Raw genomic sequence first — 22,815 nt, forward strand, 5'->3', positions numbered from 1 at the left:
CCTCACGTGCGCCGGCCCGAGGGCAACTTGGGCTCGGGTGCGTTCGAGGTGGCCATCTTCAACGCGTCCCGCACCGCCACAGGTTCGTACCCGGGATCGATGTTGCCGATGACGATCCGGGCGACACGAGCCAGTTGCCGGCTCGAGAGGAAGATGGCCTTGGCCACGTCGCCCTGCGCGTACGCGTCGACGAGGCCGGCATGTTCCTCGTGCGAGGCGCCGTACGAGTGCAGTGACGCACTGATGCAGGTCCGGCGTGCCCGCTCGGAGCGGGACCAGCAGCTATCGATCGTCTCCAGGATCATGGGCCCGGCATGCATCACGAGCGCGCGGTGGAAGTGGACGTGGGAGTCGTCCCATTCGGTGCTCGACGCGGTCCCTGGCGGTGTGTGTGTTTCCAGCTCGTCGAGGGTGCGGCGTATCGCGCGCATCTCGCTGGGTGTGATGCGCGGGACCGTCAGAGCGGTTCCGAGGGCCTGCACGACGATCCAGGTGGCATAGACGCTATCGACGTCCGCGGGCGTGATCGCCGTCACGCGCACACGATGCTGGTGGTTCGTTTCCACCAGGTTCTCGGCCTGCAGCAGGCGGAAGGCCTCCCGGACGGGCGTTCGGCTGACCCCCAAGTCGCGGGCGAGGTGAACCTGGTTCAACACCTCGCCGGGGGCGATTTCGCCAAAGATGATGCGACGGCGCAGGAGTGAATGGACCCGGTGGATGTCCCCGCCAGCGTTCTTTCGCTGGGCGGCGCCCGCCGGTGACGGGTCTTCTTCGGGCTCGCTCGTAGGGGCCTTGCGATCCCGGTCGATCCGGTTCAGGTCAAGCATACGAATGGGTGGCAGTTATCGAAGGCCAGTGTACTCCGCGGCCATCAGGGTCGCCGGTTCATTCGACGTCAAATGGATGCATTTACCCCTGATCCATCGGGGGAAATCCATGTGTTCAAAGCGGTTCAGGGGGTTAAAGTGCATCCACATTCCAAAAGGTGGATGCACTTTATGAAGGATATGGGGCAACCATGAAAGCACTGGCGATGCGGGCAGCGTGGGAGCGTGGCGAAACCGTCTTCGGCATGTGGGCGGCTTTGCCGTCCGCGTTTTCGGTCGAGCTCATGGCCGCACCGGGTGTGCAGTACGTGTGCGTCGACCAGCAGCACGGCCTGATCGACTACTCGGACGCCGTGACCATGTACGCCGCCGCCGAGGGGCGAGGGGTGCTGCCGATCACGCGGGTTCCGGCGAACGCACCCTGGATGATCGGCAAGAACCTCGATGCGGGCGCCCAGGGTGTCGTCGTTCCGCTGGTGAATACGCGGGAAGAGGCCGAGGCCGCCGTGATGGCCTGCAGGTACCCGCCGCGTGGCATCCGGTCGTATGGGCCCATTCGCGCCGCCCTTGTGAGTGATCAGCGCGACGCGGCCAGCCTCGGGGATTCGGTGCTGTGCTTCGTCATGGTCGAGACCCGCCTGGGGCTCGCGAACATCGACGCCATCGCCAGCACCCCGGGCCTGGATGGCATCTACGTCGGACCGGCGGACTTGGCCCTGGGCCTGGGGCTGCCGCCAGACCTGGACAAGACCGAGCCCGAGCACGTCTTGGCGGTCCGCACGATCCTGGAGAGCTGCCAGCGACACCGCATCGTGGCCGGCATCCAGTGTGCATCCGGCCGGTCGGGCAGGCTCTATGCGGCGCAGGGTTTTCGCCTGGTCACGGTGGGCAAGGATTCGTCGCTCCTGCAGGCCGCCGCGCGCAACGAGATCCGCGTCGCTCGCGGTGAGGCGGAGCCCAGCCAGAGCCTCGTCCAGGGGGGCTACACGTGAGCGCGTACCGCCGCGGTGACGCGGTCCTCGAAGCCCTGGCCGCACGGGTGGCACGTGCGCCGGCGCAACTTCCCGCCGCCGCGGTCGATGCGGTGGGTCGATGCCTGGTCGACACGCTCGCCGTGTCATTGGGCGCCCTGCAGCACCCCGCAGCCCGGCTGGCCCGGGCCTATGCACGGCTCAACCAGATGGGCGGTGGTGCCCGCGTGTGGGGTACCCAGCTGGTCGCGTCGATGGACGTCGCGGCGCTGGTCAATGGCGTGCCTTTGCGCGCGTATGACTACAACGACCTGTACATCGGCAAGTCGGGCGGCCATCCGAGTGATGTCATTCCCGGCCTGATCGCCCTGGCCGAGGCGCGGCGGAAAACAGGCGAGCAACTGCTGGCCTGCATCGCACTCGCCTACGACGTCAACATGATCTTGCTCGATGAGATCGACATCGAGGCCCATGGCTGGGATTACCCCAACCTGATCGGCATCGGCGCGACCTGCGCCGCGGCGAAGCTGCTGGGGCTGTCCGAGAAGCAGACGGCCGAGGCACTGGCCATCGCGGCGGTTTCCCAGCTGGCGTCGGACGAGGTCGAATCAGGCGACCTCAACGAACGCGGTGACCTCACCATGTGGAAGCGCTTCAATGGCAGCCATGCGATCAGGCACGCCTTGTACTGCGCGACGCTCGCCGAGGTGGGCATCGAAGGGGCCGTCCGGCCGTTCCAGGGCAAGACCGCCTTCCTCTCCAAGTTCGCGATGAGCCCGGCGGCGGTGCAGGCGCTGGTGCAGAAGCTGCAGGGCCCCGTCGAGCCGGATCGCGCCGCCATGACAACCTTCAAGCGATGGCCGGTGGGATCTCGCGCGCAAAGTGCCATCCGCGCGGCACTCGCCGTCCGCCAGCGGGTGGGCGATCCGTCCACGATCCGGCAAGTCGTGGTCCGGTGCGACCAGGACGCGTACAACCACCTGCTGGCCAGACGCGCCGATCCGTGGAACCCGAGCTCGCGCGAGACGGCCGACCATTCGCTGCCGTACATCGTGGGCAGCTGCCTGCTGGACGGCAGCCTCGGCGTCGAAAGCTTCGATCCCGAGCGGGTGCGGGCCGATGGCCGGCTCGCCTTCATCAGGAAGGTGGTCACGATCGAGCCCGATGCCGAGCACACGCAGGGCGCCGCACGTGGGTTCCTTGCCAGCGTGGAGGTCGTCACGATGGACGGTGCTCGCCACGTGGAGCCTGCGCAAGCGCCGCCAGGACATCCCAGCCGACCGTTCACGGCGGCGGACGTGGCGGCGAAATTCCGGGAGAACGTCGAGCCCGTCTACGGCGATGCATCGACGGCCAGGATCCTGGAGCTGGCCCTGAACATCCATTCGGCGCCGGACGTCTGTGGGCTGACCGCCGCCCTGGTGCTGGACGGAGACGGGCAGGCCTGAGCACGAGCAGGGCGACGCCACGCCCGATGGCTGATGCCTCCCCGCCAGCCCTGCGAAGTGAGCCCCGGCAAGCTTTGCGGCGGCAGCTGCTGAGCTGATCGAGAATGCAGCTGGTCCGGCGGTGGCTGGACTCACCAGGGGGAGCTATCTTGATTCAGGCGAGGGTCTATCCGGCGTGGTCCGGCGCTTCCGAACGTAGCCTGACATCCGGCCCCGCCGAATCGGCAGGCGACCCTAGGTTGCTGAACCGGGCTGCGATGGCCCTGGCGCAAGCCGACGCGGGGAGTTGGCTGGTCCGCCACCGAGCACCCGCGCGCCTTGTCCAGCGGCTCGTCGACTCGGGGCATGTGCGCGCCAGGGGTGGCTGCCTGCGGGTCCAGCATTCCATCGAGCCCCGGGCCCTGCACGAGGTGATCAGCCACCTGCTGCGCGCCCAGGCGCCGGTCGGGCCCGTGCCGGTTCGCCACCGAACCTTGCTGTTCGGCGCCGTGTACCGCCGCCTGTTCCGGATGGCTGGAGCCGGCCCCGCGCCGGCCGAGGCGATACGCATCGGATTCGAGGCGCTCGCCGTGTGCCCGATCACCGACGCCCGGGTCTTGATTCCTCTCTTGCGCGAACTGCGCCATGGGGCGGGGCCGACGGTGTGGCGGCAGCGGCTGGCGAGCTTGGTGGCTGCCTTCTGCGCCGATCCGACGCGCATGCGGGATGCCGTGAGGCACCTCACCCGGGCTTGCTGCGCGGTCGATGGGCCTCACGACGTGCGCGACGTGCTGCGCGACCTGATCACCCGCAGGCCAGGCGCCGGCGCGGCCGCTGTGGCCGCGGACTGGCCGGCGAACCACGCCGCCCTCGAGGCTGGCGTACAGGGGTACTTCCTGGCCTGCGCCGGTCATCCGACGCTGGCCCTCGACATTCGCCAGGAAGCGCAGGCGCTGGTGGCGGGCCTGGCCCGCATCGAAACGGCCCTCGTGGTGGCCGGTGCGCGCCAGGCGGCCGGGGCGATCGACGAGCAGGCGGTGCAGGTCGAGCTCCGGGCGTTCGCCGACCGGACGCAGGCAACGATGGCCCCGGGGCCGAACAGCCTGGCGCACTGGGGCTGAGAAAGCCGGCGGTGCCGGCCCATGCAAAGGGCGCCACGAGGGCGCCCTTTGCGTAGGGAGATGCGGGCCTACTTGGCGGTCAGCACCCAGGCGGCGAGCGTCTTGGCTTCGGCTTCGGTGACCTGCGGGTTGGCCGGCATGGGCACGGGGCCCCAGACGCCAGCACCACCCTTGATGATCTTGGCGCTCAGCTTGTCGACCGCGCCCTTGTCGCTGGCGTACTTGGCGGCGATGTCCTTGTAGGAGGGGCCGACCAGTTTCTTGTCGACGGCGTGGCAGGCCATGCAGTTCTTGGCGGTGGCCAGGGCCTGGTTGGCCAGGGCCGGTGCGGCCAGGCCGCAGGCCGTCATCAGGACGAAAAATGCTCGTTTCATCTAGGGATCCTCAGCAGCGTGATTTACAGTTCCGAACGCGATTGTAGGGATGGGCGTTGACCGGGTAATCCAGGATGGATCGTCCGCGGCGGCACCCGGTTGCAGAAGGAAAAGACATGTACTTGCTCGGACTTGGGATCTTGCTGATGGTTCTGAAGTTGCTGGGCGCGGCGCCGGTGGCGGACTGGTCCTGGTGGGGCGTGCTCCTGCCGTTCCCGCTGGCATCCCTGTGGTGGACGGTGGCTGATCTCACCGGTTACACCAAGCGGCGCGCTGCCGAGCGTGAGCTGCAGCGGCGGCTGCGCCAGATGCGCCGGCACCTGGCGCAGCAGCAGAAGTCGTTTCGCTGAGCGGCGGCGCGAGCTCCCGGTCATCCGGACTTCAGCGAGCGCGGGTGCCGCACGGCAAGCGGTCTCAGGGCCGGCCCTTCGATCACCGTGCCGTCGGGGCGGAACCGGCTGCCGTGGCAGGGGCAGTCCCAGCTGGTTTCCACGCTGTTCCAGTGCACCTTGCACCCCATGTGCGTACACACCGCCGACACGGCGAACAGCTCGCCCTGGGGGGAGCGCCAGGCGGCGCAGCTTCCGCCATCCGAATCGATGATCGCGCTGTCACCCGGTGCCAGGCTCGACAGCTTCTCCTCCTGCCGGTGGGTCAGGTAGTCCTTGACCAGCGACTTCGCGGTCACGGCCACTTCTTCCAGGATCGATTTGGCGCCCTTGATCAGGGACAGCCTTGACGGCTTGCACAGGCTGGCGAAGGCGGGAGACGACCCCGAGAGTTCCTCGGCAATGAGGCGGGCGGCCACCGTGCCCCAGGTCAGGCCGTCCGTGGCGAAGCCGGTGGCGATGAAGCAGCCGGTACTGTCCCGCCCGATATAGGGCAGGCCGTCGGCGCCGTGGTAGTTCTGCGCGGACCAGCGGAACGCCGGCTGTACCGCCCCGAAGTGACGCGCGGCCGCGGCCTCCACCGCCATCAGCGCCGCCTTGGCGTTGTGCGCGCCCGGTGGATGCTCGCGGCCGACGCAGATCACGAAGCGTTGGCCATCTGCGTCGTAGGTGCGTATCGACAAGCCCTCGTCGCCCAGGGCCCAGAAGATCCCGGGGCCTGGGTCGGACATGCCGGCGCCAAAGGGCAGGGCGACCGCGTACTCGCGGTGCACGGGCATCTCGGCGTGCACGAAGCGAATGCCCTTGGGGGTGTGGGTCGCCATCACGATCTCGCGCGCCGTGATGGCGCCGGTGGCGGTTTCGACGATCTTGGCGCGGGCGTCGATCTGCAGCGCACGGGTGTGCTCGTGCAGGCTGGCTCCGGCCGCGGCGGCTTGCCGCGCCAGGTGGGTGGCATAGGCCTGCGGCTGGATCTGCGCCTGGTTGGGCAGCACCAGCACCGGTCCCGCGGCCGGTGGCAGCGGGGCATCGATCGAGGAGCGGCGCTCCTGCTGCGCGCCGGCGCGCAGCAGGGTGTCGATTTCGCCGTCGACAAAGCCTTGCTGCGAGGGGCTCATCGCATAAAGCACCAGCGGACAGCGCCGAAAGCCCACGCCGGTCGCGGCACGCGACTGTTCCTCGATGAACTCGATGGCCGCGCGGCGCTCGGCCACCACCTGGCGGACCACCTGCTCGCCCCAGCCGGAGCGGATGGTGTGCAGGCCGCCGGACAGTGTCTCGTACAGGTTGCCCGTGGAGTGACCCGTGGTGCCGCTGCCGATCTCATCGGCTTCGATCAGCACGACCTGCCGGCCCTGCCGCGCCAGCAGCATGGCCAGGGTCAGCCCGGTGATGCCGCCGCCGATGATCAGCACCTCGGTGCCGAGGTCGCCGTTGAGCATGCCGAAACCGGGCGACGGCGCGGTGCCGCGCCAGACGGACTGGGTGTTCATGAGCGCCTCCTGGGAGGCCTCATGCTAGGAGCGCGGCCCGCCGCCTTCCGTAGGACGGGAGCGACTGCCGGCGCGCTCAGAAATTGTCGAGGACAGCACCCTTGCTGGCGCTGGAGGCGTTGAAGGCGAACTTGGCCTGCACGCCGCGCGTGTACCGCGGCGGCGGCGCGGTCCAGCCCTGGCGCCGGCGCGCGATCTCTTCGTCTGGCACGTTCAGCTGCAGCAGCAGTCGGTGGGCGTCGATGGTGATCGTGTCGCCCTCGTTCACCAGGGCGATGGTGCCGCCGGCGGCGGCTTCGGGCGCCACGTGGCCCACCACCATGCCCCACGTGCCACCGGAGAAGCGGCCGTCGGTGATCAGGCCGACGCTTTCGCCGAGGCCGGCGCCGATCAGGGCGCCGGTAGGGGCCAGCATCTCGGGCATGCCCGGCCCGCCCTTGGGGCCGAGGTAACGCAGCACCATCACGTCGCCGGCCTGGATCCGGCCATCGAGAATGGCCTGCAGGGCGGACTGCTCGTCATCGAAGACGCGGGCAGGTCCGGTGATGACCGGGTTGGCCAGCCCGGTGATCTTGGCCACCGCGCCTTCGGGGGAGAGGTTGCCCTTGAGGATGGCCAAGTGGCCTTGCTCGTACATCGGGTTGCTGAGCGGCCGGATCACGTCCTGGTCGGCGCGCGGCTGGTCCGGCACGTCCGCGAGCACCTCGGCCACCGTCTGGCCGGTGATGGTGAGGCAGTCGCCGTGCAGCAGCCCGGCGTTCAGCAGCATCTTCATGATCTGCGGAATGCCGCCGGCGCGGTGCAGGTCCACGGCCAGGTACTTTCCGCTGGGCTTGAGGTCGCACAGCACCGGGGTGCGCTGGCGCACCCGCTCGAAGTCGTCGATGGTCCACTCCACCTCGGCGGCGTGGGCAATGGCCAGGAAGTGCAGCACCGCGTTGGTGGAGCCGCCGGTGGCCATGATCACCGCCACGGCGTTCTCGATGGACTTGCGGGTCACGATGTCGCGGGGCTTGATGTCCTTGCGGATGGCTTCGAGCAGGACCTTGGCCGATTCCCGCGTCGACTGCACCTTCTCGTCGTGCGGGTTGGCCATGGTGGAGGAGTAGGGCAGCGAGATGCCCAGCGCCTCGAAGGCGGAGGACATGGTGTTGGCGGTGTACATGCCGCCGCACGAGCCCGTGCCGGGAATGGCGCGCTGCTCGATCTCCTTGAGGTCCTGGTCGCTGATCTTGCCGGCGGCGTTCTGACCCACGGCCTCGAAGACGCTCACGATGTTCAGGTCCTCGCCCTTCCACTTGCCCGGCAGGATGGTGCCGCCGTAGACGTAGATGGCCGGCACGTTGGCGCGCAGCATGCCCATGAGGCCGCCGGGCATGTTCTTGTCGCAGCCGCCGATGACCAGCACGCCATCCATCCACTGGCCTTGCACGCAGGTCTCGATGCAGTCGGAGATGACTTCGCGGCTGACCAGGCTGTACTTCATGCCCTCGGTGCCCATGGCCATGCCATCGGAGATGGTGGGCGTGCCGAAGACCTGCGGGTTGCCACCGGCTTCGCGGATGCCCTCGACAGCTGCGTCGGCCAGTCGCTGCAGGCCGCTGTTGCACGGGGTGATGGTGCTGAAGCCGTTGGCGATGCCCACCATGGGCTTGCCGAAATCGGACTCCTGGTAGCCCATGCCGTAGTACATGGAGCGGTTGGGGGCGCGCGACTTGCCTTCGGTGATGTGGCTGCTGCGCAGGTGCAGGTGGATCGGCTGGGTGTCCATAGGAATATCGATCGAATTGAGGCGAGGCAGGGTGGCCGGGTGACCGGTCCGTGATTCTCGCATCGGCCTGGAGCCGGGCCGATGCGGCCGGGCCTGGTGCCTCCAGGCGGCGGCACAATAGCCCGATGCTCACCTTCCCGCAGATCGATCCGGTCGCCATCCAGCTCGGGCCGATCGCCATCCACTGGTACGGCCTCACCTATGTGCTGGCCTTCACGCTGTTCTACCTGCTGGCCGTGCGCCGTCTAAGCCACGAGCCCTTCGCCTCCATCCGCGGGCCCGGTGCCTGGAGCCGGCGGGACATCGAGGACATGCTGTTCCTCGGCGTGGTGGGGGTGATCGTCGGCGGGCGCCTGGGCTACGGCTTGTTCTACAAGCCGGCGTACTACGCCGCGCACCCGCTCGAGATCTTCGCCATCTGGCGCGGCGGCATGAGCTTCCACGGCGGCCTGGTGGGGGTGATCGTTTCCCAATGGTGGTTCGCCCGCTCGCGTGGCAAGCCGTTCTGGCAGGTGATGGACCTGGTGGCTCCCTGCGTGCCGCTGGGGCTGGCCGCCGGCCGCGTCGGCAACTTCATCAATGGCGAGTTGTGGGGACGGCCGGCCGATCCGTCGCTGCCCTGGGCGATGGTGTTCCCGCACAGCGGCTCGATGGTGCCGCGCCACCCGTCGCAGATCTACCAGATCCTGCTCGAGGGGCTGCTGTTGTTCGTCCTCCTGTGGCTGTTCGCGCGGCGGCGCCGGCCCGAGGCGCAGGTGTCGGCGTTCTTCCTGATCGGCTACGGCGTGCTGCGTTTCATCGCCGAGTACTTCCGCGAACCCGACGCCCACCTGGGCGTGCTCTCGCTGGGCATGACGATGGGGCAGTGGCTGTGCGTGCCCATGGTGATCGCCGGTGTGGCGTTGTGGCACTGGTCCGTCCGCCGCAAGCCGGCGCACGCCTGAGGACGGGGCAAATCCGGATGCCGATGCGGATCGGCTGCGGCTAAGGTGTCGCACCCCGATCGACCACAACAACGGAGACAACGAGCCATGGCATTCGAAGCCACCCGTCGCGACCTGATGCGCCTGGCGCTGGGGGCCACCACGGCCGCCTGCGCACCCCTGACCCTGGCGCAAGGCGCTGCCGGCAGCTGGCCCGCCCGGCCGGTCAACCTGATCGTGCCCTTCCCGGCCGGCGGCGGCACCGACGCCTTCGCGCGGCCCCTGGCGGCGCAGTTCGCCAAGCAGACCGGTCGCCAGCTGGTGGTCGAGAACCGCGGCGGAGCCGGCGGCACCGTCGGCGCCAGCCTGGCAGCCCGGGCGGCGCCGGACGGCTACACGCTGTTCATGGGCGCGGTGCACCACGCCATCGCGCCATCGATGTATCCCAAGCTGGACTACGACCTCGAGAAGGATTTCGTGCCCCTGATGGTCCTGGCCAACGTGCCGCAGGTGCTCGTGGTCAATCCGCGCAACCTGCCGGTGGCCGACTTCAAGGAGTTCCTGGCCACGGTGCGCAAGAGCCCGGGTCGCTACAACTACGGATCGGCCGGCACCGGCACCTCGCACCACCTGGCCGGGGAGCTGTTCAAGCAGCAGAGCCAGACCTTCATCATCCACATCCCCTACACCGGGGCCGGGCCCGCCCTGCGCGACCTGGTGGGCGGGCAGGTGGACATGATGTTCGACGGGCTGGGCTCCTCGGCCGCCCACATCAAGGGGGGCCGCATCAAGGCACTGATGGTCTCCGGCAACCGGCGTTCGCCGGCCTTTCCCGATGTGCCCTCGGCGGCCGAGGTCGGGTTCCCCGATTACACGGTCAGCACCTGGTATGCGCTCTGGGCCCCCAAGGGGACGCCACAGGATGTGCAGACCCGGGTGATCGAGGAGATGCGCAAGACGCTTGCCGCCGACGAGATCAAGACCGTCTGGGCCGGCCAGGGCGCCGAAGTCCCCAACCTCAACCAGCAACAGTTCGCTTCCCACATCAACAGCGAAATCAAGCGCTGGTCCGCGGTCGTCAAGGCCGCCGGCGCCAAGCTCGACTGATCCAATCGATCGCTGTGTCCCGTTCCATGTCCGCCAGCAACCCCAACCTCTTCGCCGCCCTCCGAGCCGCGTTCCCCGCCAACCTGAACGCCGTCGCCATCGACACCGACGAAGGGCACAGCTACAGCTGGCGCGACATCGACCGCGCGACGGCGATGATCGCCAACCTGCTGCACTCGCTGGGCCTGCCCGCCGATTCGCGCGTGGCGGTGCAGGTGGACAAGTCGGTCGAGGCCATGATGCTGTACCTGGCCACGCTGCGGGCCGGCTACGTGTTCCTGCCGCTCAACACCGCCTATCAGAGTGCCGAGATCGAGTACTTCCTGAAGGACGCCGAGCCGGCCGTGGTGGTTTGCAGCCCACGCAACCTGGGCTGGGTCGGCCGTCTCGCGGCGCAGGCGGGGACGCGCCACGTCTTCACATTGGGTGACGACCGCACCGGCACGCTGCTCGAGCAGGCGATGCAGCAGAGCGACCAGCACGAGATCGCGCGCCGCGAGTCCGGCGAGCTGGGGGCCATCCTCTACACCTCGGGCACCACCGGCCGCAGCAAGGGCGCCATGCTCACGCACGGCAACCTGCTGTCCAACGCGCAGGTGCTCAAGTCCTACTGGGGCTGGCGCACGCCGGAGGAGGGCGGCGACGTGCTCCTGCACGCCCTGCCCATCTTCCACGTGCACGGGCTGTTCGTCGCGATCCATGGCGCGCTGATCAACGGCAGCCGCATGATCTGGATGAACCGCTTTGACGTCCGACGCGCCATCGCACGCCTGCCCGAGGCCACGGTGTTCATGGGCGTGCCCACGATGTACGTGCGCATGCTGGCCGAGCCGGCCCTGGGTCGGCAGGCCGCGCGTCGCATGCGCCTCTTCATCTCGGGCTCGGCGCCGCTGTTGCTGGAGACCTTCAACGACTGGCGTGATCGCACCGGCCACACCATCGTCGAGCGCTACGGCATGAGCGAAACCCTCATGCTCACGTCCAATCCCTATCGTCCGGAAGACGGCGAGCGCCGCGGCGGCACGGTCGGCTTCCCGCTGCCCGGTGTGGGCCTGCGCGTTCGCGCGGATGACGGATCCGGCCTTCCCGCAGGCGAGATCGGCGGCATCGAGGTGCGCGGGCCCAACGTGTTCGTCGGCTACTGGCGCATGCCCGAGAAAACCCGCGAAGAGTTCACCAGCGACGGCTGGTTCAAGACCGGCGACGTCGGCAAGGTGGACGAACTGGGCTACGTCACCATCGTGGGCCGCAGCAAGGACCTCATCATCAGCGGCGGCTACAACGTCTACCCGGCCGAGATCGAGGGCTACATCAACGAGATGCCTGGCGTGGCCGAAAGTGCGCTGGTGGGCGTGCCGCACCCGGACTTCGGCGAAGTCGGCGTGGCGGTGGTGGTGTGCAAGCCGGGTGAGCGAGTCGACGGCGATGCGGTCATCGAGAGCCTCAAGGCGCGCCTGGCCAACTTCAAGATTCCCAAGCGCTGCTTCATCGTCGAAGACCTGCCGCGCAACACGATGGGCAAGGTGCAGAAGAACGTGCTGCGGCAGCAGTATGGGGCGTTGTTCAGGGGCTGAAGGCCCAGGGGCCAGGGCCTGGGTTCCAGGGACCAGGGGAAGGCACGCGGCTCCGAGGTGCTCCCCAGCCCCTAAGCCCTATCCCGAACCACATACCGCACCAGTTCCTGGCCCTCGGCGAAGCGGTCGTAGAGGCGGCGGACTGCGGCGTTGTCGGCGGGGGCCATCCAGTAGAGCCGCTCCCAGCCTTCAGCACGCATCGCATTGCGCAGCCACTCCACCAGGGCGGTTCCGATGCCGTGGCCGCGGGCCGAGGGCATCACATACAGATCTTCCAGGTAGCAGGCGGGCTGTGTTTGCCAGGTGTTCTCGTGCACCACGCAATTGGCGAATCCATAGACCTGGCCATCGACCTCGGCCACGATGCACATGATGGCCGAGTCGGGGTCGAGGATGCGGGCCCAGGTGCGCCGGGCAGTTTCCTCGGGCATGGCCTTGCCGATGAAGCCGAAGTAGCCGCGCCACAACTGGCGCCAGCTCGGCTCGTCCGCCGGCAAGGCGGCTCGGATGACGACGGGGCTCATGCACTCATTGTGCCCGGCAGCCGGCGGCAATCGCTGGGTTGGCCGCTGGCGCGCGCCCCTCGTCGCGGCAGCGTCCTACAGCCCGTGTGGCGCGCCCGCTCCAGCATCGAACGATGAACACGACCTCCTCTGCCGCATCCCCACGCCCCGTCGATCTGTCGGCCGAATCCGTGGCCGGCGAGGAAGATCCGGGCGCCACTCTCGATCTCGCCGGTGCCGGGGCGCGCGGTGCCGCTGCCGGTGGTGGCGGCGGTTCCGATCCCGCCCAGCCGGCGCCCCGCAGCACCCCGCCCATGAGCCCGGGTGACGAAGCGCCCGTGGGCACACCTGGCACGGGCGAGGACGTGTGCGGAACCTGTGGCGGCAGCGGCCAGCTCAATGGCTCGCGCTGTCCCGCCTGCGAAGGTACGGGCAAGGTCAACGTCGGGATCGGCGGCGCCTAGCTCGCATGGGTGCGCTGCCGCGCAAGCGCCTGCTGCCGACGCAGGCGGGGGCACTGGAATACGTTCTTTCCGGCGATGGCCCGCCGCACTGGATTCTTTTCAGCGGCGCCGGCGTGACCCTCGAGGGCTGGAAGGCGCTGTATCCGGACATCGAGCGCCTGGGTCGAGTGCTTGCCTGGAACCGATTCGGATTGGGGCGCAGCGCGCGGCCGCGGGTGCCGCAAACCGGCACCACCGTACTCGCGACCCTGCGCGAACTGCTGCACGGTTGTGAGCTGCAGCCGCCCTACGTGCTGGTCGGGCATTCGCTCGGCGGCCTGCATGCCAACCTGTTTGCGCGGCTCTACCCGCAGGAGGTGGCAGGCGTGGTGTTGGTCGAGTCCACGCATCCGGATGACACCGTGCATGGCCACGGGCACGAGAAGCGCCTGGCGCAGGTGCTCGGACGATTGTTCGAGGTGCCGACCGGGTGGTTTCGCGCCAACCTCGAGGCCGAACTGGCCTGGCAGCAAGCGACGGTGCGCGAACTCACGCAGGCCGGCCCGTTTCCCCCCGTGCCGCTCACCGTGGTCAGTGCAGGCCGGTCGCCCCCCCGCTGGTTGTCCGATGCGCAGGCCTGGGAGCGGCGGCGCCGCCACCAGGCCGAACTCGTGCAGCTCTCACCAGCAGGGAAGCAGGTGATCGCACGACGATCGGGACACTTCCCCCAGCGAACCGAGCCGCAGTTGGTGTTGCAGGTGCTGCGGGCGATGGCCGGGTGCGTCGCCGAGCGGCGCCCGCAGCCCGAGGACGCTCAGGCGGTGAGCCCCTTGTAGGCCATGTAGGCGGCCAGCAGGTACAGCACGATGGCGAACACCCGCTTGAGCGGCTTGACCGGCAAGGCGTGCGCGGCGCGCGCGCCCAGCGGCGCGGTGAAGACGCTGCACGCTGCGATGACGGCCAGCGCCGGCAGCCAGATGTAGCCGAAGGAGCCCGGGGGCAGGTTCCCCACCGCTTGGCCACTTAGGGCATAACCGAGCGCATTGGTGACGGCGATGGGGAAGCCCAGCGCGGCAGACGTGGCCACCGCCTGGTGGATGGCCACGTTGCACCAGGTCATGAACGGCACGCTGATGAAGCCGCCCCCGGCGCCGACCAGTCCCGACAGGAACCCGATGAAGCCACCGGCTGCCAGCTGTCCACCGGTACCCGGCATCTGCCGCGTGGGCGCGGGCTTTCTGTCGACGAACATCTGCGTGGCGGAGAAGCCCACGAAGGCAGCGAAGAACAGCGCAAGCCACGACCCCTTGAGCAACGCGAACACGCCCAGGCTGGCGACCAGGCTGCCGACGACGATGCCGGGAGCGAGGCGGGCGACCAGGTTCCAGCGCACTGCGCCGCGGCGATGGTGGGCCCGCACGCTGGAGACGGACGTGAAGATGATGGTGGCCATCGAGGTGGCGATGGCCATCTTCACGGCAAGTTCGGATTCGATGCCGCGGCTGTCGAGGATGAGGGTGACGAAGGGCACCAGCACCATGCCGCCGCCGATGCCCAGCAGCCCCGCCAGAAAGCCCGTGGCGATGCCCAGCAGGGCCAGCTCGGCGATGAGAAGCGGGTCCAGGAACATCCGTCGCGTGTTGTTCTTGTTATGGCCGTTCGCGCTTGCGAACGAGCAGGAATAAGGCGTCTGCAAGTGCCACCGGACCGGCATCCTGAACCGGGGTTCAGGTGGGCTAGGTCAAGCTGGCGTTGGGTTCATCTGACGCGAGACGATCACGCTCGCCAGCTTTGTTCCAGGCCCGAGCTCATAGAGCATTGGTTCAAGGAAATATAAAGCCCGGCACGCACTGCAGACACGGGGCCATTGTAGGCGTGAGCCCCCTGGAGACGGGTAGGTCAAAACCTTCGGTTGCGAAAGATTTGAAGCGGCGAGGTTGACAGCGGCGCGGCGGACTCAACTGCATTCACAGCAGCCGGCCATCGCCGGCGAGTGCCTGGTCCAGGCGCTCGACGAGCTGGCTGATGCGCTCGTCGGGCGCGCCGCTTTCGTTGGCGGCGGCCGGGGCGAACGAAGCGCCGGTGGCCGCGCGTTCACCGAGGTCGAAGGCGAGGTTCAGGGCCGCCAGGACCGCGATGCGGTCGCGGGCCTTGACCTTGCCGGCATCGCGGATGCGGCACATGGCCTCGTCCACCTTGCCCACGGCATCGCGCAGCCGCGACTCACCGCCCTCGGGGCATCCGAGCAGATAGCTCTGCCCCATGATCTGCACTTCGATTTGCTTCATGGACCGGCTCACGCGGCGTTCTTCAAGGGGGGGAGGCGTTCGAGCAGCGCATCGACCCGGGCGCGGGCCGCGGACAGCCGCGACTTCAGGGATTCACGCTCCTGGGTCAAGGCCTCGACTTGCTGCGACAACAAGGCGTTGGTGCGGGCAAGCTCCTCGTGGCGTATCAGCAGGCGTTCGACGCGTTCGGCGAGCTGCTCGATCTGGGAGGCGGGCGCGGACATGGCTGCGGATTGTAGGCGTCGCTCCGGCGCACTCCGGCGAATTCACGCGCGTCGCGAAGCAGGTGTGGCTCGCAGGCCGCAGGCGTGGGTATCCTTGCCAAGACGTGCAAGCCGCATCCTTTTTCGTGATCGCCCCCGGTCCCCGCTGCGTCGTGGACCTGCCGCGCCTTCGCGCCGTCCTTGCCGCCCGGCTCGAGCCGCTCCAGGCACTCCGGGCAGGCCGCCGTCCGGTTCGGGATCACGAGTCGGTCCCGGAGGCGCGCCGTGGCTGAACTGCGCGTGGCCCGCAGCGAGTTGATCCTGGGTGCCGGGCCGGGTGCACGCAGTGCCCGTGCCCAGGCCCTGGCGGCCAGCTGGCTGGCCGAGGCCCCGCAGCACCGGGCCGTGTGCATCGATACGGCGCAGGCCTGGGATCCGGAGCTGCGGGCCCTGGTGGAGCGATGTCGACGCGACACGAGCGCAGCGGGTCGATCGCTGCCGCGGCTGGAGCAGCCGAGCGAACTGGCGCAGGCGTTGGGTTCGCACAGCCGTCCCGACACGCTGATCGTGGTCGATTGCCTCAGCTTCTGGCTCACCGCCACCCTGGTGCATGCGATGGGAGCGGACGACGCCGAGGGCGCCCAGCTGGTGGCCCGCGGCCGACCGCTGCGCCTGGCCGATGCCGTGAACGCCTGCGCGGGCCCCCTGGTGCTGGTGGGCAACCGCATCGGCGCCGCCGGGGCAGGACAACCCGACCTGCGCCGGCTGCTGGAGACGCTGGGATCGCTGGAACAGCAGGCGGTGCAGGCCTGTGAACGGGTCACCCTGATGTCGGCCGGCCTGCCCCTGACGCTCAAGGACCGCTGACGCCGGCCGTGGCGTGTCCGGGTTAACTCGGGGAGTCAGCTTTAGTTCAGTCTATTGTTAATTCTGTCAGTCTTCCGTATTCTGGGCTCATCTGTGACAAGCCTGCGTTCGCTTCCAGGCGGCCAGGCTCGACGAGGGGGGGCTTCGGATGGGGCAGCTGGGGAACACACGGACGCCGTGTCTGCTGGGCGTGATCGCCCTGGCCATCCAGGCGGCCCTGGGTGGTGCGGCGTGGGCGCTGCCGCAAGGCGCCACCGTGGCCCACGGCGCCGTGGGCATCTCGCAGGGGCCCGGGGGGCTCCAGGTCACGGCTGGCCACGGCGCCATCATCAACTGGCAACGCTTTTCGATTGCCCCCGGCGAGGTCGCGCGGTTCGTCCAGCCCTCGACCCAGAGCGCCGTGCTCAATCGCGTCACCGGGGCCGAGGCTTCGCAGCTGCTCGGCCAATTGCAGGCCAACGGCCGGGTCTTCCTGATCAACCCCAACGGCATCGTGATCGGCGGTGGCGCCCGCATCGACACCAACGGCTTCGTCGCCTCCACGCTGGACATGGCCGACGCCGACTTCCTGGCCGGCCGCCTGCGCTTTTCCCAAGGCAGCACGGGCAGCGGGAGCATCCGCAACGAAGGCTTCATCACCACGGGCCCCGGCGGGCGGGTGGTGCTGGTCGCGCCCGACATCGCCAACAGCGGCATCGTGCATGCGCCGAACGGTGAGATCCTGCTGGCCGCCGGCCGCCGCGTGGAGATCGGCAGCCCCGATCTGCCCGGGGTGCGTTTCGAGCTGCAGGCGCCCACCGATGCCGTGCTCAATCTCGGCCAGCTCCTGGCCGACAACGGCGCGGTGCGCGCCTTCGCCGCCAGCGTGCGCCATGAGGGCACCATCCGCGCGGACCGGCTGGTGCAAGGGGCCGACGGCCGCATCGTCCTGGCGGCCTCGGGTGATCTGAGCCTTTCGCCGCAAAGCGTGCTGAGCGCCACCGGCGGCGGCGCCGTCCACTTGCAGGCCGGGGGCACCACCCGCGTCGCCGGCCTGGTCGATGTACGCGGCCTGGCAGGCCCCGGCGGCGAGGTGCAGGTGCTGGGCACTCGGGTGGCGTTGGAGCCCGGCGCGCTGCTCGACGCCAGCGGCTCCAGCGGCGGCCGCATCCTGGTGGGGGGCGACTACCAGGGCGCCAACCCCGAGGTGGCCAATGCGCAAAGGGTGAGCGTGGCCGAGGGCGCGGTCCTGCGGGCCGACGCGGACGTGCAGGGCAATGGCGGCCGCATCATCGTCTGGGCCGACCAAAGCACGCGGTTCGCCGGCGCCTTGTCGGTGCGCGGCGGCGCGCAAGGCGGCGACGGCGGTTTCGCGGAGGTGTCGGGCAAGCAGCAGTTGCAGTTCACCGGCCGCGCGGATCTGTCGGCCCCCCATGGCGCGGCTGGCACCTTGCTGCTGGACCCGCTGGATATCGTGATTGCGGCCGACGGCGGGCAGATGCCCGAGCTGGTCGACGAGTTCGCGGACTTCCCCGACAACGTGGTCACCATCGCCCCCGCCGTGCTGGACGCCATCAGGGGCGACGTGATGCTGCAGGCCGAGCGCAACGTCTTCGTGCGCGACCACCTGCAGCTGAACACCGTGGGCGCGGGCCTGACCATCCGCGCCGGCGGCGCCAGCCACGATCGCGGCGGCATCGACCTGCGCGGCGGGATCACCACGCACCAGGGCCACGTGATCCTGCGCGGCAGCGGCCTGAGCGGCACGGGGGACATCACCACGAACGGTGGCACCGTCGACGTGCAGGTGGCGGGCGACCTGGGCTACTCGGGCGTCATCCGGGCCGGCGGTGCCGGGGTCCGCCTGGAGTCCCTGCGGGGCGCCATCACCGGCGCCCCCGCGATCGACGCCAGCTCGGTCGATGCCTTCGCGGCCGGCGATATCTCGCTGCGCAACCTCACCGGCCGGGTGCTGCGCCTGGGCGAGGTGCGGGCGGGTGGCGGGATCCGGTTGGCGACCGACGCCGGGGTCGCCCAAACGGCGGGCGGCCGCCTGAGCGGCCAGTTCCTCGACGTGCAGGCGAGCGGCACGGAGAGCGTCGGAGCATCGGCCGATGCCCCGCTGCGGGTGGATGTGGCGGATCTGCGGTTCACCGGGCCATCGGCGCCGCTGCACCTGCGCTTCGACGCCGGCACGGTGGTGCGCGCGGTGTCGCTGGCCGGCGGCGTTGCGGCCCTGGCGGCGTCGACGATCACCGGGGGGAGCAATCTCGGCGACTGGACTTTCACTCGCGAGGGCACCGGCCTGCGCTTTTCTGCCCACGCCAAGGCGGGGTTCGATGGCCTGCTGTCACTCGACGTCAGCGGCGGCGGCCTGCGGGTCGACTCACTGCGCCTGGCCGGTGGCGCCGGGGTGGTGCTGCGCACCCGCGACGCCGGCGCGCTGCGCCTGGGGGTGATCACCACCGGCGGCTCGGTGCAGGTGCAACAGCTCGGCGCCGGCGATCTCGCCGTCGGCTCCGTGGTGGCCGATGGCCAGGTGGCGCTGCAGTCGCGCGGGGCCGTGCTGGGAGACGACGGCTCGCAGCCGCACGTCCAGGCATCGGCGCTGGACATCCGTGCCGGCGGTGACATCCGGTCGGCCTCGGGTGGCAGCCTGTGGGTGGTGGCACCGAGCATCGACATCGAGTCGGCAAGCGGCCGCTTCGACGTGCGGGCCGGGGGTACCGTGTCGACACTCGGCCTGTCGGCGTCGGCGGGCGGGCTCGAACTGAACGCGGCACGGTTCCAGTCCGAGAACCTGGACCTGGCACTCTCGGCCGCCGGCAGCGGCATCACTTTCACGCCGAACCGGTGGGACAGCACCCTGCAGGGCTTCCGGCTCACCGGCCGCGGCGCGGGGCTGCAGGTAGGCGACCTCACCGTCGCCGGTTCGCTGCAACTGGAGAGTGCGGGCGCCCTGGCGGTCGGCACGCTGACCGCGCCCACCATCGTGTTGCGCGCCGGCAGTGGCGACATCGCCGCCAGCCTGGTGGGCACGAACGACCTCACGCTCGACACCGCAGGAGGCTTTGCCGTTCAGGTGAACGGCTCCTGGCTGGAGCGCCTGGCTATCCGGACGAACCTGAGTCGCGCCTTTGCCAACAACGCAGGCGCTTCGCTCGACGTTTTCGATGCGCAGGCCAACCTCGTGCAGACCGTTTCCTACACCGGCCCGGCAGGCGTGCTCGGCATCGCCTCGGTCGGGCCTGGCCCAGCGCCCTGGCACGTGGATTTCCGCGACACGTCCGCCGAGGCTTACCAGGGGCCGCAAATCCTCCAGGCGGCGCACGAGGGAGCGGGGTCCATGCACGTGGAGTTGGCGTCCGCCTCCCTCGTCAGGGCGCAGGCCCAGCTGGGGGATGTCGCGGACCCCAATTCGTTCACGCTCGTTTCGGCAGGGGCCATTCGGCTGAACGCCACGACCGCCGGCGGTGCGGTGAACGTGACCTCCAGGCTGGGTGACATCCAGGTGGACGCGGTCTCGACGGCCGGCTCCGGGCGCGCCGGCGACGTGACCCTGCAGGCCGACCAGGGCAGCATCCTGGGCAACCCCGAGCGGGGCCTCGATCCGCATGTGCTCTCCGGCCCGGGCGGCCGGGTGAGCCTGTCGGCCCAGCGCGGCAGCGTCGGCGGGGCCGACGCCCTGCGCATCAGGGACGCGGGCGAGATCGGCATCCGCGTCCGTGACGGCATCGGTGTGCAGTTGGACGGCGCGCCGCTCAGCGCCCTGTCCATCGAAGCCAGCGTCGATGGCTCCGGCGCGCTGCGGTTGGGCCGGGGTGCCGATGACCTGCAGATCGGCCGCCAGGCGGGCCAGCTCACCCTGGGCGGCACGCCCGCTTCGCTGACCCATTCGTTCAGCCTGGTCGCCCCTGACGGCGGCATCGCGGTGGTGGCGCCAGTGGCCGTCGATGGTGACCTGAGCCTGCACGCGCAGGGCGGCCATCTCAGCCTGCACGGCGTGGCCGGCGGACTGCTGGTGCGCTCGGGGGGCGGGATGGAGCTGGCTGCGCGGGACGACCTGCGTATCGACGCGGCCGCGGGCAGCGTCACCCTCACCAGCGGTTCCCGCCAGCGCCTGGTGGCGGGCCGCGACCTGCGGCTGGCCAGCGGCACGGACGGCCACTCGGTGAGCGTCGAGTCCGGCGGCGACCAGGACCTCCAGGCCGGCGGCGCGGTCTCGCTGCACAACGCATCGGGCGACGAGGTGCGCGTGCAGGCGAGCGGCGGCACGCAGTGGCTGCAGGCCGCCACCCTGGACATCGCCGTGACGGGCTCCGGCCGCTTCGCCGGCCTGGGCACGGCCAACGGCAACCGCCAGGTGATCCACCTGCGCGGCACCGAAGGCGTGGCCGGCAGCGCCCGCCTGAGCCTGCGCAACACCAGCGAGGCCACCGGCTCGCTGGCGGCGATCGATTCCAGCGGCGCCCTCGAGCTGCAGGCGGGTGGCTTCGGCTACGACACCGCCGGCGTCTTGCAGGTGGGCTCGTCCGATGCGCGCGGTGCGAGCCGCATCCAGGCCGGCACCAGCCTGGGCCTGGTCGCCGGTTCGCTGCAGATCCTGGGCGGCGCCACGGTGGCCGGCTGGGCCGCGGTCAACGCGCCCGACCTCATGTCGATCAGCACGCTGCGGGGAGGCATCGGCATCACCGGCGGGGCTGCCGGCGCGGCGAGCATCGATCCCGCCGTGCTGTCCGTCGCGGCCAATGGCGACCTGCTGCTGCAAGGTGGCGGCAATGGCGCCGCCAGCACCATCACGGCCGGCAGCTTCGACCTGGCCACCACCCAGGGCGGGCTCTCGCTGCAGGCGAACACCGGTGGCGCGGCGATCAACGCGCAGCTTTTCCGGCATTACTTTCCCGGCTGGAACGAGGTCGTCCAGGACCCCGCCGGGCCCGTGCCGGAGATGCCCGACCTGTTCGGCTACCTCAGCGACACGCAGTGGTTCGACGACGAGTCGCGGCCGCGCAGGAGCGAGAGTCCGCCGGACGGGGAGACCACGTGCCAGTGACCCGCGCCCCCGCTCCCGTGTCCGCCGGCGGCCGGCGCGCGTGGCGGGCGGTGCTGGCGGTGCTGGCCGTCGGGCTGCTTCTGCTGGCCGCGCCGACGGCGAGCGCCCAGTCGCCCATCGGCCAGGTCACGCGCCTGCAAGGCCTGACCAGCGCGCAGCAGGCGGGCGCCGGCGCGCGCTTCCTGGTGGCGGGTGATCCCGTGTTCGAAGGCGACACGCTGGTCACCGGCGGGCAGGGATTCGCGGTGGTCACGCTGCACGACGGCACCGCCTTCACGCTGCGCCCCGGCACCGCTTTCGTGCTGGAGCGGTTCGAGCTCGCCGCGGCCGGCGCCGAAGCGGCCTGGTTCCGGCTGCTGCGCGGTGGCGTGCGGGCGGTCACCGGAATGATCGCCAGGCGCCAGCCCGAAGCCTTTGCGCTGCACACCCCCACGGCCAGCATAGGCGTGCGGGGCACCCGCTTCGATGCCCGCCTGTGCGGTGAGGACTGCCGGGACGCCGCGCGTGCGCCGGTCCCTGGCGGCGCCGGCGCCGTGGCGCTGCCGGTGGTCGCGCGCGCCGTGCAGCTGTCTGGCGTCGCCACGGCTTTCACCCAGGACCGCGTGAGCCGACCCCTGGCCATGGGTGGCGCGCTGTTCGAGGGCGAGGAGGTCCGCACCGGCGTGGGCACGGTGCTGGTGCTGGCCTTCCGCGACCACTCGGTGGTCTCGGTCGCCCCGGCCACGGTGCTGCGTATCAGCGCCTTCAGCTGGGAGCAGCCGCAGCGAAGCAGCAACGTGGCGCTGGACCTGCTGCGTGGCGGCCTGCGCGTGCTGACCGGCTCGGTCGGCAAGCAGTCACCCGAGGCGGTCAAGATCAAGACCGCCACCTCGGTGATCGGCATCCGTGGCACCGGCATGGACATCATCTGCGAGGGCCCGTGCATCGATCCGTCGCTGGTGCTGGAAGCGGGCGGCGAGCCGGCGTCCGCATCGGCCCGTCACCAGCAGGCCGGCGGGTCGTCCGAGCCCGGGTCGCAGGTGGCGGCGCGCCCTGAAGACGGCCTGTTCATGCGCACCTGGGACGGGCTGCCGTATTTCGAGCGCGGTCCGCTCGACGTGCCGCTGGACCGCGTCGGCCACATCGGCGGCGATGGCCTGCCGCGGGTGCTGCGCGAGGTGCCCGCCTTCCTGGACGCCCTGCCGGTGGCGCGGCCCGACCGGGTGCCGATCGAGTGGGACCGGGTGTTCGGTGCCACCGATCCCGGTGGCGCGGACGGCCTGTACGTGGGCGTGAGGCAGGGGCATGTGGTGCTGCAGTCCGGCAACCGGCGACTCGACCTGGCGGCCGGCGAGACCGGTTGGTCCGGCACGCCGGGACAAGCCGAACGCACCCGCGAGGCCCCGTCCTTCTTGAGCGACGACGCGACGCCCGAGCCGGACGCGGACATCCCCGAAAGCCCCATCACCCAGCTGTTCCAGATCCGGCAGGCCACGGGTTCGGACATCTGCTACCGCTGAGAA

General features: G+C 70.0%; 20 protein-coding genes and 1 other RNA gene. 12 read left to right on the plus strand and 9 right to left on the minus strand.

Annotation, left to right across the window (positions count from 1 at the left end; genetic code table 11):
- Positions 1-2: 2 nt before the first annotated feature.
- The gene (locus JI739_RS08080) at positions 3-827 is read right to left on the minus strand and encodes a GntR family transcriptional regulator (RefSeq protein WP_201683385.1); all 825 of its coding nucleotides are present in this window, start codon (positions 825-827) and stop codon (positions 3-5) included.
- 191 nt (positions 828-1,018) lie between these two features.
- Between JI739_RS08080 and JI739_RS08085 the strand changes: the two genes are divergently transcribed.
- From JI739_RS08085 to JI739_RS08095, 3 genes are all read left to right on the plus strand, one after another.
- Entirely contained in the window at positions 1,019-1,819 is an 801-nt protein-coding gene (locus JI739_RS08085; protein ID WP_201683386.1) for an HpcH/HpaI aldolase family protein, read from the plus strand.
- Entirely contained in the window at positions 1,816-3,246 is a 1,431-nt protein-coding gene (locus JI739_RS08090; protein ID WP_201683387.1) for an MmgE/PrpD family protein, read from the plus strand. Before JI739_RS08085 ends, JI739_RS08090 begins: the two co-directional genes overlap by 4 nt.
- 257 nt (positions 3,247-3,503) lie before the next feature.
- Positions 3,504-4,346, plus strand: coding sequence for a hypothetical protein (locus JI739_RS08095; RefSeq protein ID WP_201683388.1), 843 nt, complete (start codon positions 3,504-3,506; stop codon positions 4,344-4,346).
- Positions 4,347-4,414: 68 nt separating this feature from the next.
- Here the strand turns inward: JI739_RS08095 and JI739_RS08100 are convergent, their stop codons facing one another.
- Entirely contained in the window at positions 4,415-4,720 is a 306-nt protein-coding gene (locus JI739_RS08100) for a c-type cytochrome (RefSeq protein WP_201683389.1), read from the minus strand.
- Positions 4,721-4,836: 116 nt separating this feature from the next.
- On the opposite strand from JI739_RS08100, the gene JI739_RS08105 reads away from it, so the two are divergent.
- Complete coding sequence (locus JI739_RS08105) at positions 4,837-5,070, plus strand: TIGR04438 family Trp-rich protein (protein WP_201683390.1); 234 nt, start codon at positions 4,837-4,839, stop codon at positions 5,068-5,070.
- Between the two features lie 20 nt (positions 5,071-5,090).
- Here JI739_RS08105 and JI739_RS08110 read toward each other — a convergent pair whose 3' ends face one another.
- Complete coding sequence (locus JI739_RS08110) at positions 5,091-6,602, minus strand: FAD-dependent oxidoreductase (protein ID WP_201683391.1); 1,512 nt, start codon at positions 6,600-6,602, stop codon at positions 5,091-5,093.
- 76 nt (positions 6,603-6,678) lie between these two features.
- Entirely contained in the window at positions 6,679-8,373 is a 1,695-nt protein-coding gene (gene ilvD, locus JI739_RS08115) for a dihydroxy-acid dehydratase (RefSeq protein WP_201683392.1), read from the minus strand.
- Positions 8,374-8,498: 125 nt separating this feature from the next.
- Here ilvD and lgt point away from each other — a divergent pair, with 125 nt between their 5' ends.
- The 3 genes from lgt (at position 8,499) to JI739_RS08130 (ending at position 11,977) form a co-directional block, all read left to right on the plus strand.
- Positions 8,499-9,317, plus strand: a complete 819-nt coding sequence (lgt, locus tag JI739_RS08120; RefSeq protein WP_201683393.1) for a prolipoprotein diacylglyceryl transferase — start codon at positions 8,499-8,501, stop codon at positions 9,315-9,317.
- Positions 9,318-9,404: 87 nt separating this feature from the next.
- A complete protein-coding gene (locus JI739_RS08125; protein ID WP_201683394.1) occupies positions 9,405-10,403 on the plus strand; it encodes a Bug family tripartite tricarboxylate transporter substrate binding protein in 999 nt (332 codons plus the stop codon).
- A 26-nt stretch (positions 10,404-10,429) separates the two neighbouring features.
- Positions 10,430-11,977, plus strand: a complete 1,548-nt coding sequence (locus JI739_RS08130; RefSeq protein ID WP_201683395.1) for a malonate--CoA ligase — start codon at positions 10,430-10,432, stop codon at positions 11,975-11,977.
- A gap of 71 nt (positions 11,978-12,048) precedes the next feature.
- On the opposite strand, the gene JI739_RS08135 is transcribed toward JI739_RS08130, so the two are convergent.
- Entirely contained in the window at positions 12,049-12,501 is a 453-nt protein-coding gene (locus tag JI739_RS08135) for a GNAT family N-acetyltransferase (protein ID WP_201683396.1), read from the minus strand.
- 113 nt (positions 12,502-12,614) lie between these two features.
- Between JI739_RS08135 and JI739_RS08140 the strand changes: the two genes are divergently transcribed.
- Both JI739_RS08140 and JI739_RS08145 read left to right on the plus strand, forming a co-directional pair.
- Positions 12,615-12,944 (plus strand): hypothetical protein, encoded by a 330-nt coding sequence (locus tag JI739_RS08140; protein ID WP_201683755.1) that lies wholly within the window; start codon positions 12,615-12,617, stop codon positions 12,942-12,944.
- Positions 12,945-12,949: 5 nt separating this feature from the next.
- Positions 12,950-13,759: an alpha/beta fold hydrolase gene (locus tag JI739_RS08145; RefSeq protein WP_201683397.1), complete on the plus strand. Its 810-nt coding sequence runs from the start codon at positions 12,950-12,952 to the stop codon at positions 13,757-13,759.
- Here the strand turns inward: JI739_RS08145 and JI739_RS08150 are convergent.
- From JI739_RS08150 to JI739_RS08160, 4 genes are all read right to left on the minus strand, one after another.
- Entirely contained in the window at positions 13,738-14,553 is an 816-nt protein-coding gene (locus JI739_RS08150) for a sulfite exporter TauE/SafE family protein (RefSeq protein WP_201683398.1), read from the minus strand. The two genes, JI739_RS08145 and JI739_RS08150, sit on opposite strands and share 22 nt — an antisense overlap.
- A 53-nt stretch (positions 14,554-14,606) precedes the next feature.
- Positions 14,607-14,785: non-coding RNA, 6S RNA (gene ssrS, locus JI739_RS24925), on the minus strand.
- A gap of 105 nt (positions 14,786-14,890) precedes the next feature.
- Positions 14,891-15,211, minus strand: coding sequence for a cell division protein ZapA (locus tag JI739_RS08155; protein WP_201683399.1), 321 nt, complete (start codon positions 15,209-15,211; stop codon positions 14,891-14,893).
- An 8-nt stretch (positions 15,212-15,219) separates the two neighbouring features.
- Positions 15,220-15,435: a DUF904 domain-containing protein gene (locus tag JI739_RS08160; protein WP_201683400.1), complete on the minus strand. Its 216-nt coding sequence runs from the start codon at positions 15,433-15,435 to the stop codon at positions 15,220-15,222.
- 264 nt (positions 15,436-15,699) lie between these two features.
- Here JI739_RS08160 and JI739_RS08165 point away from each other — a divergent pair, with 264 nt between their 5' ends.
- The 3 genes from JI739_RS08165 to JI739_RS08175 all read left to right on the plus strand — a co-directional run bounded on the left by JI739_RS08165 (position 15,700) and on the right by JI739_RS08175 (position 22,812).
- Entirely contained in the window at positions 15,700-16,281 is a 582-nt protein-coding gene (locus JI739_RS08165) for a bifunctional adenosylcobinamide kinase/adenosylcobinamide-phosphate guanylyltransferase (protein WP_201683401.1), read from the plus strand.
- A 190-nt stretch (positions 16,282-16,471) separates the two neighbouring features.
- A complete protein-coding gene (locus tag JI739_RS08170) occupies positions 16,472-21,313 on the plus strand; it encodes a two-partner secretion domain-containing protein (protein WP_354003693.1) in 4,842 nt (1,613 codons plus the stop codon).
- Positions 21,304-22,812, plus strand: a complete 1,509-nt coding sequence (locus JI739_RS08175; protein ID WP_201683403.1) for a FecR family protein — start codon at positions 21,304-21,306, stop codon at positions 22,810-22,812. The genes JI739_RS08170 and JI739_RS08175 overlap by 10 nt, the downstream gene beginning before the upstream one ends.
- The last annotated feature ends 3 nt before the right edge of the window (positions 22,813-22,815 follow it).

Source organism: Ramlibacter aurantiacus (assembly GCF_016722895.1).
In the GTDB taxonomy this organism is placed as follows: domain Bacteria; phylum Pseudomonadota; class Gammaproteobacteria; order Burkholderiales; family Burkholderiaceae_C; genus Ramlibacter; species Ramlibacter aurantiacus.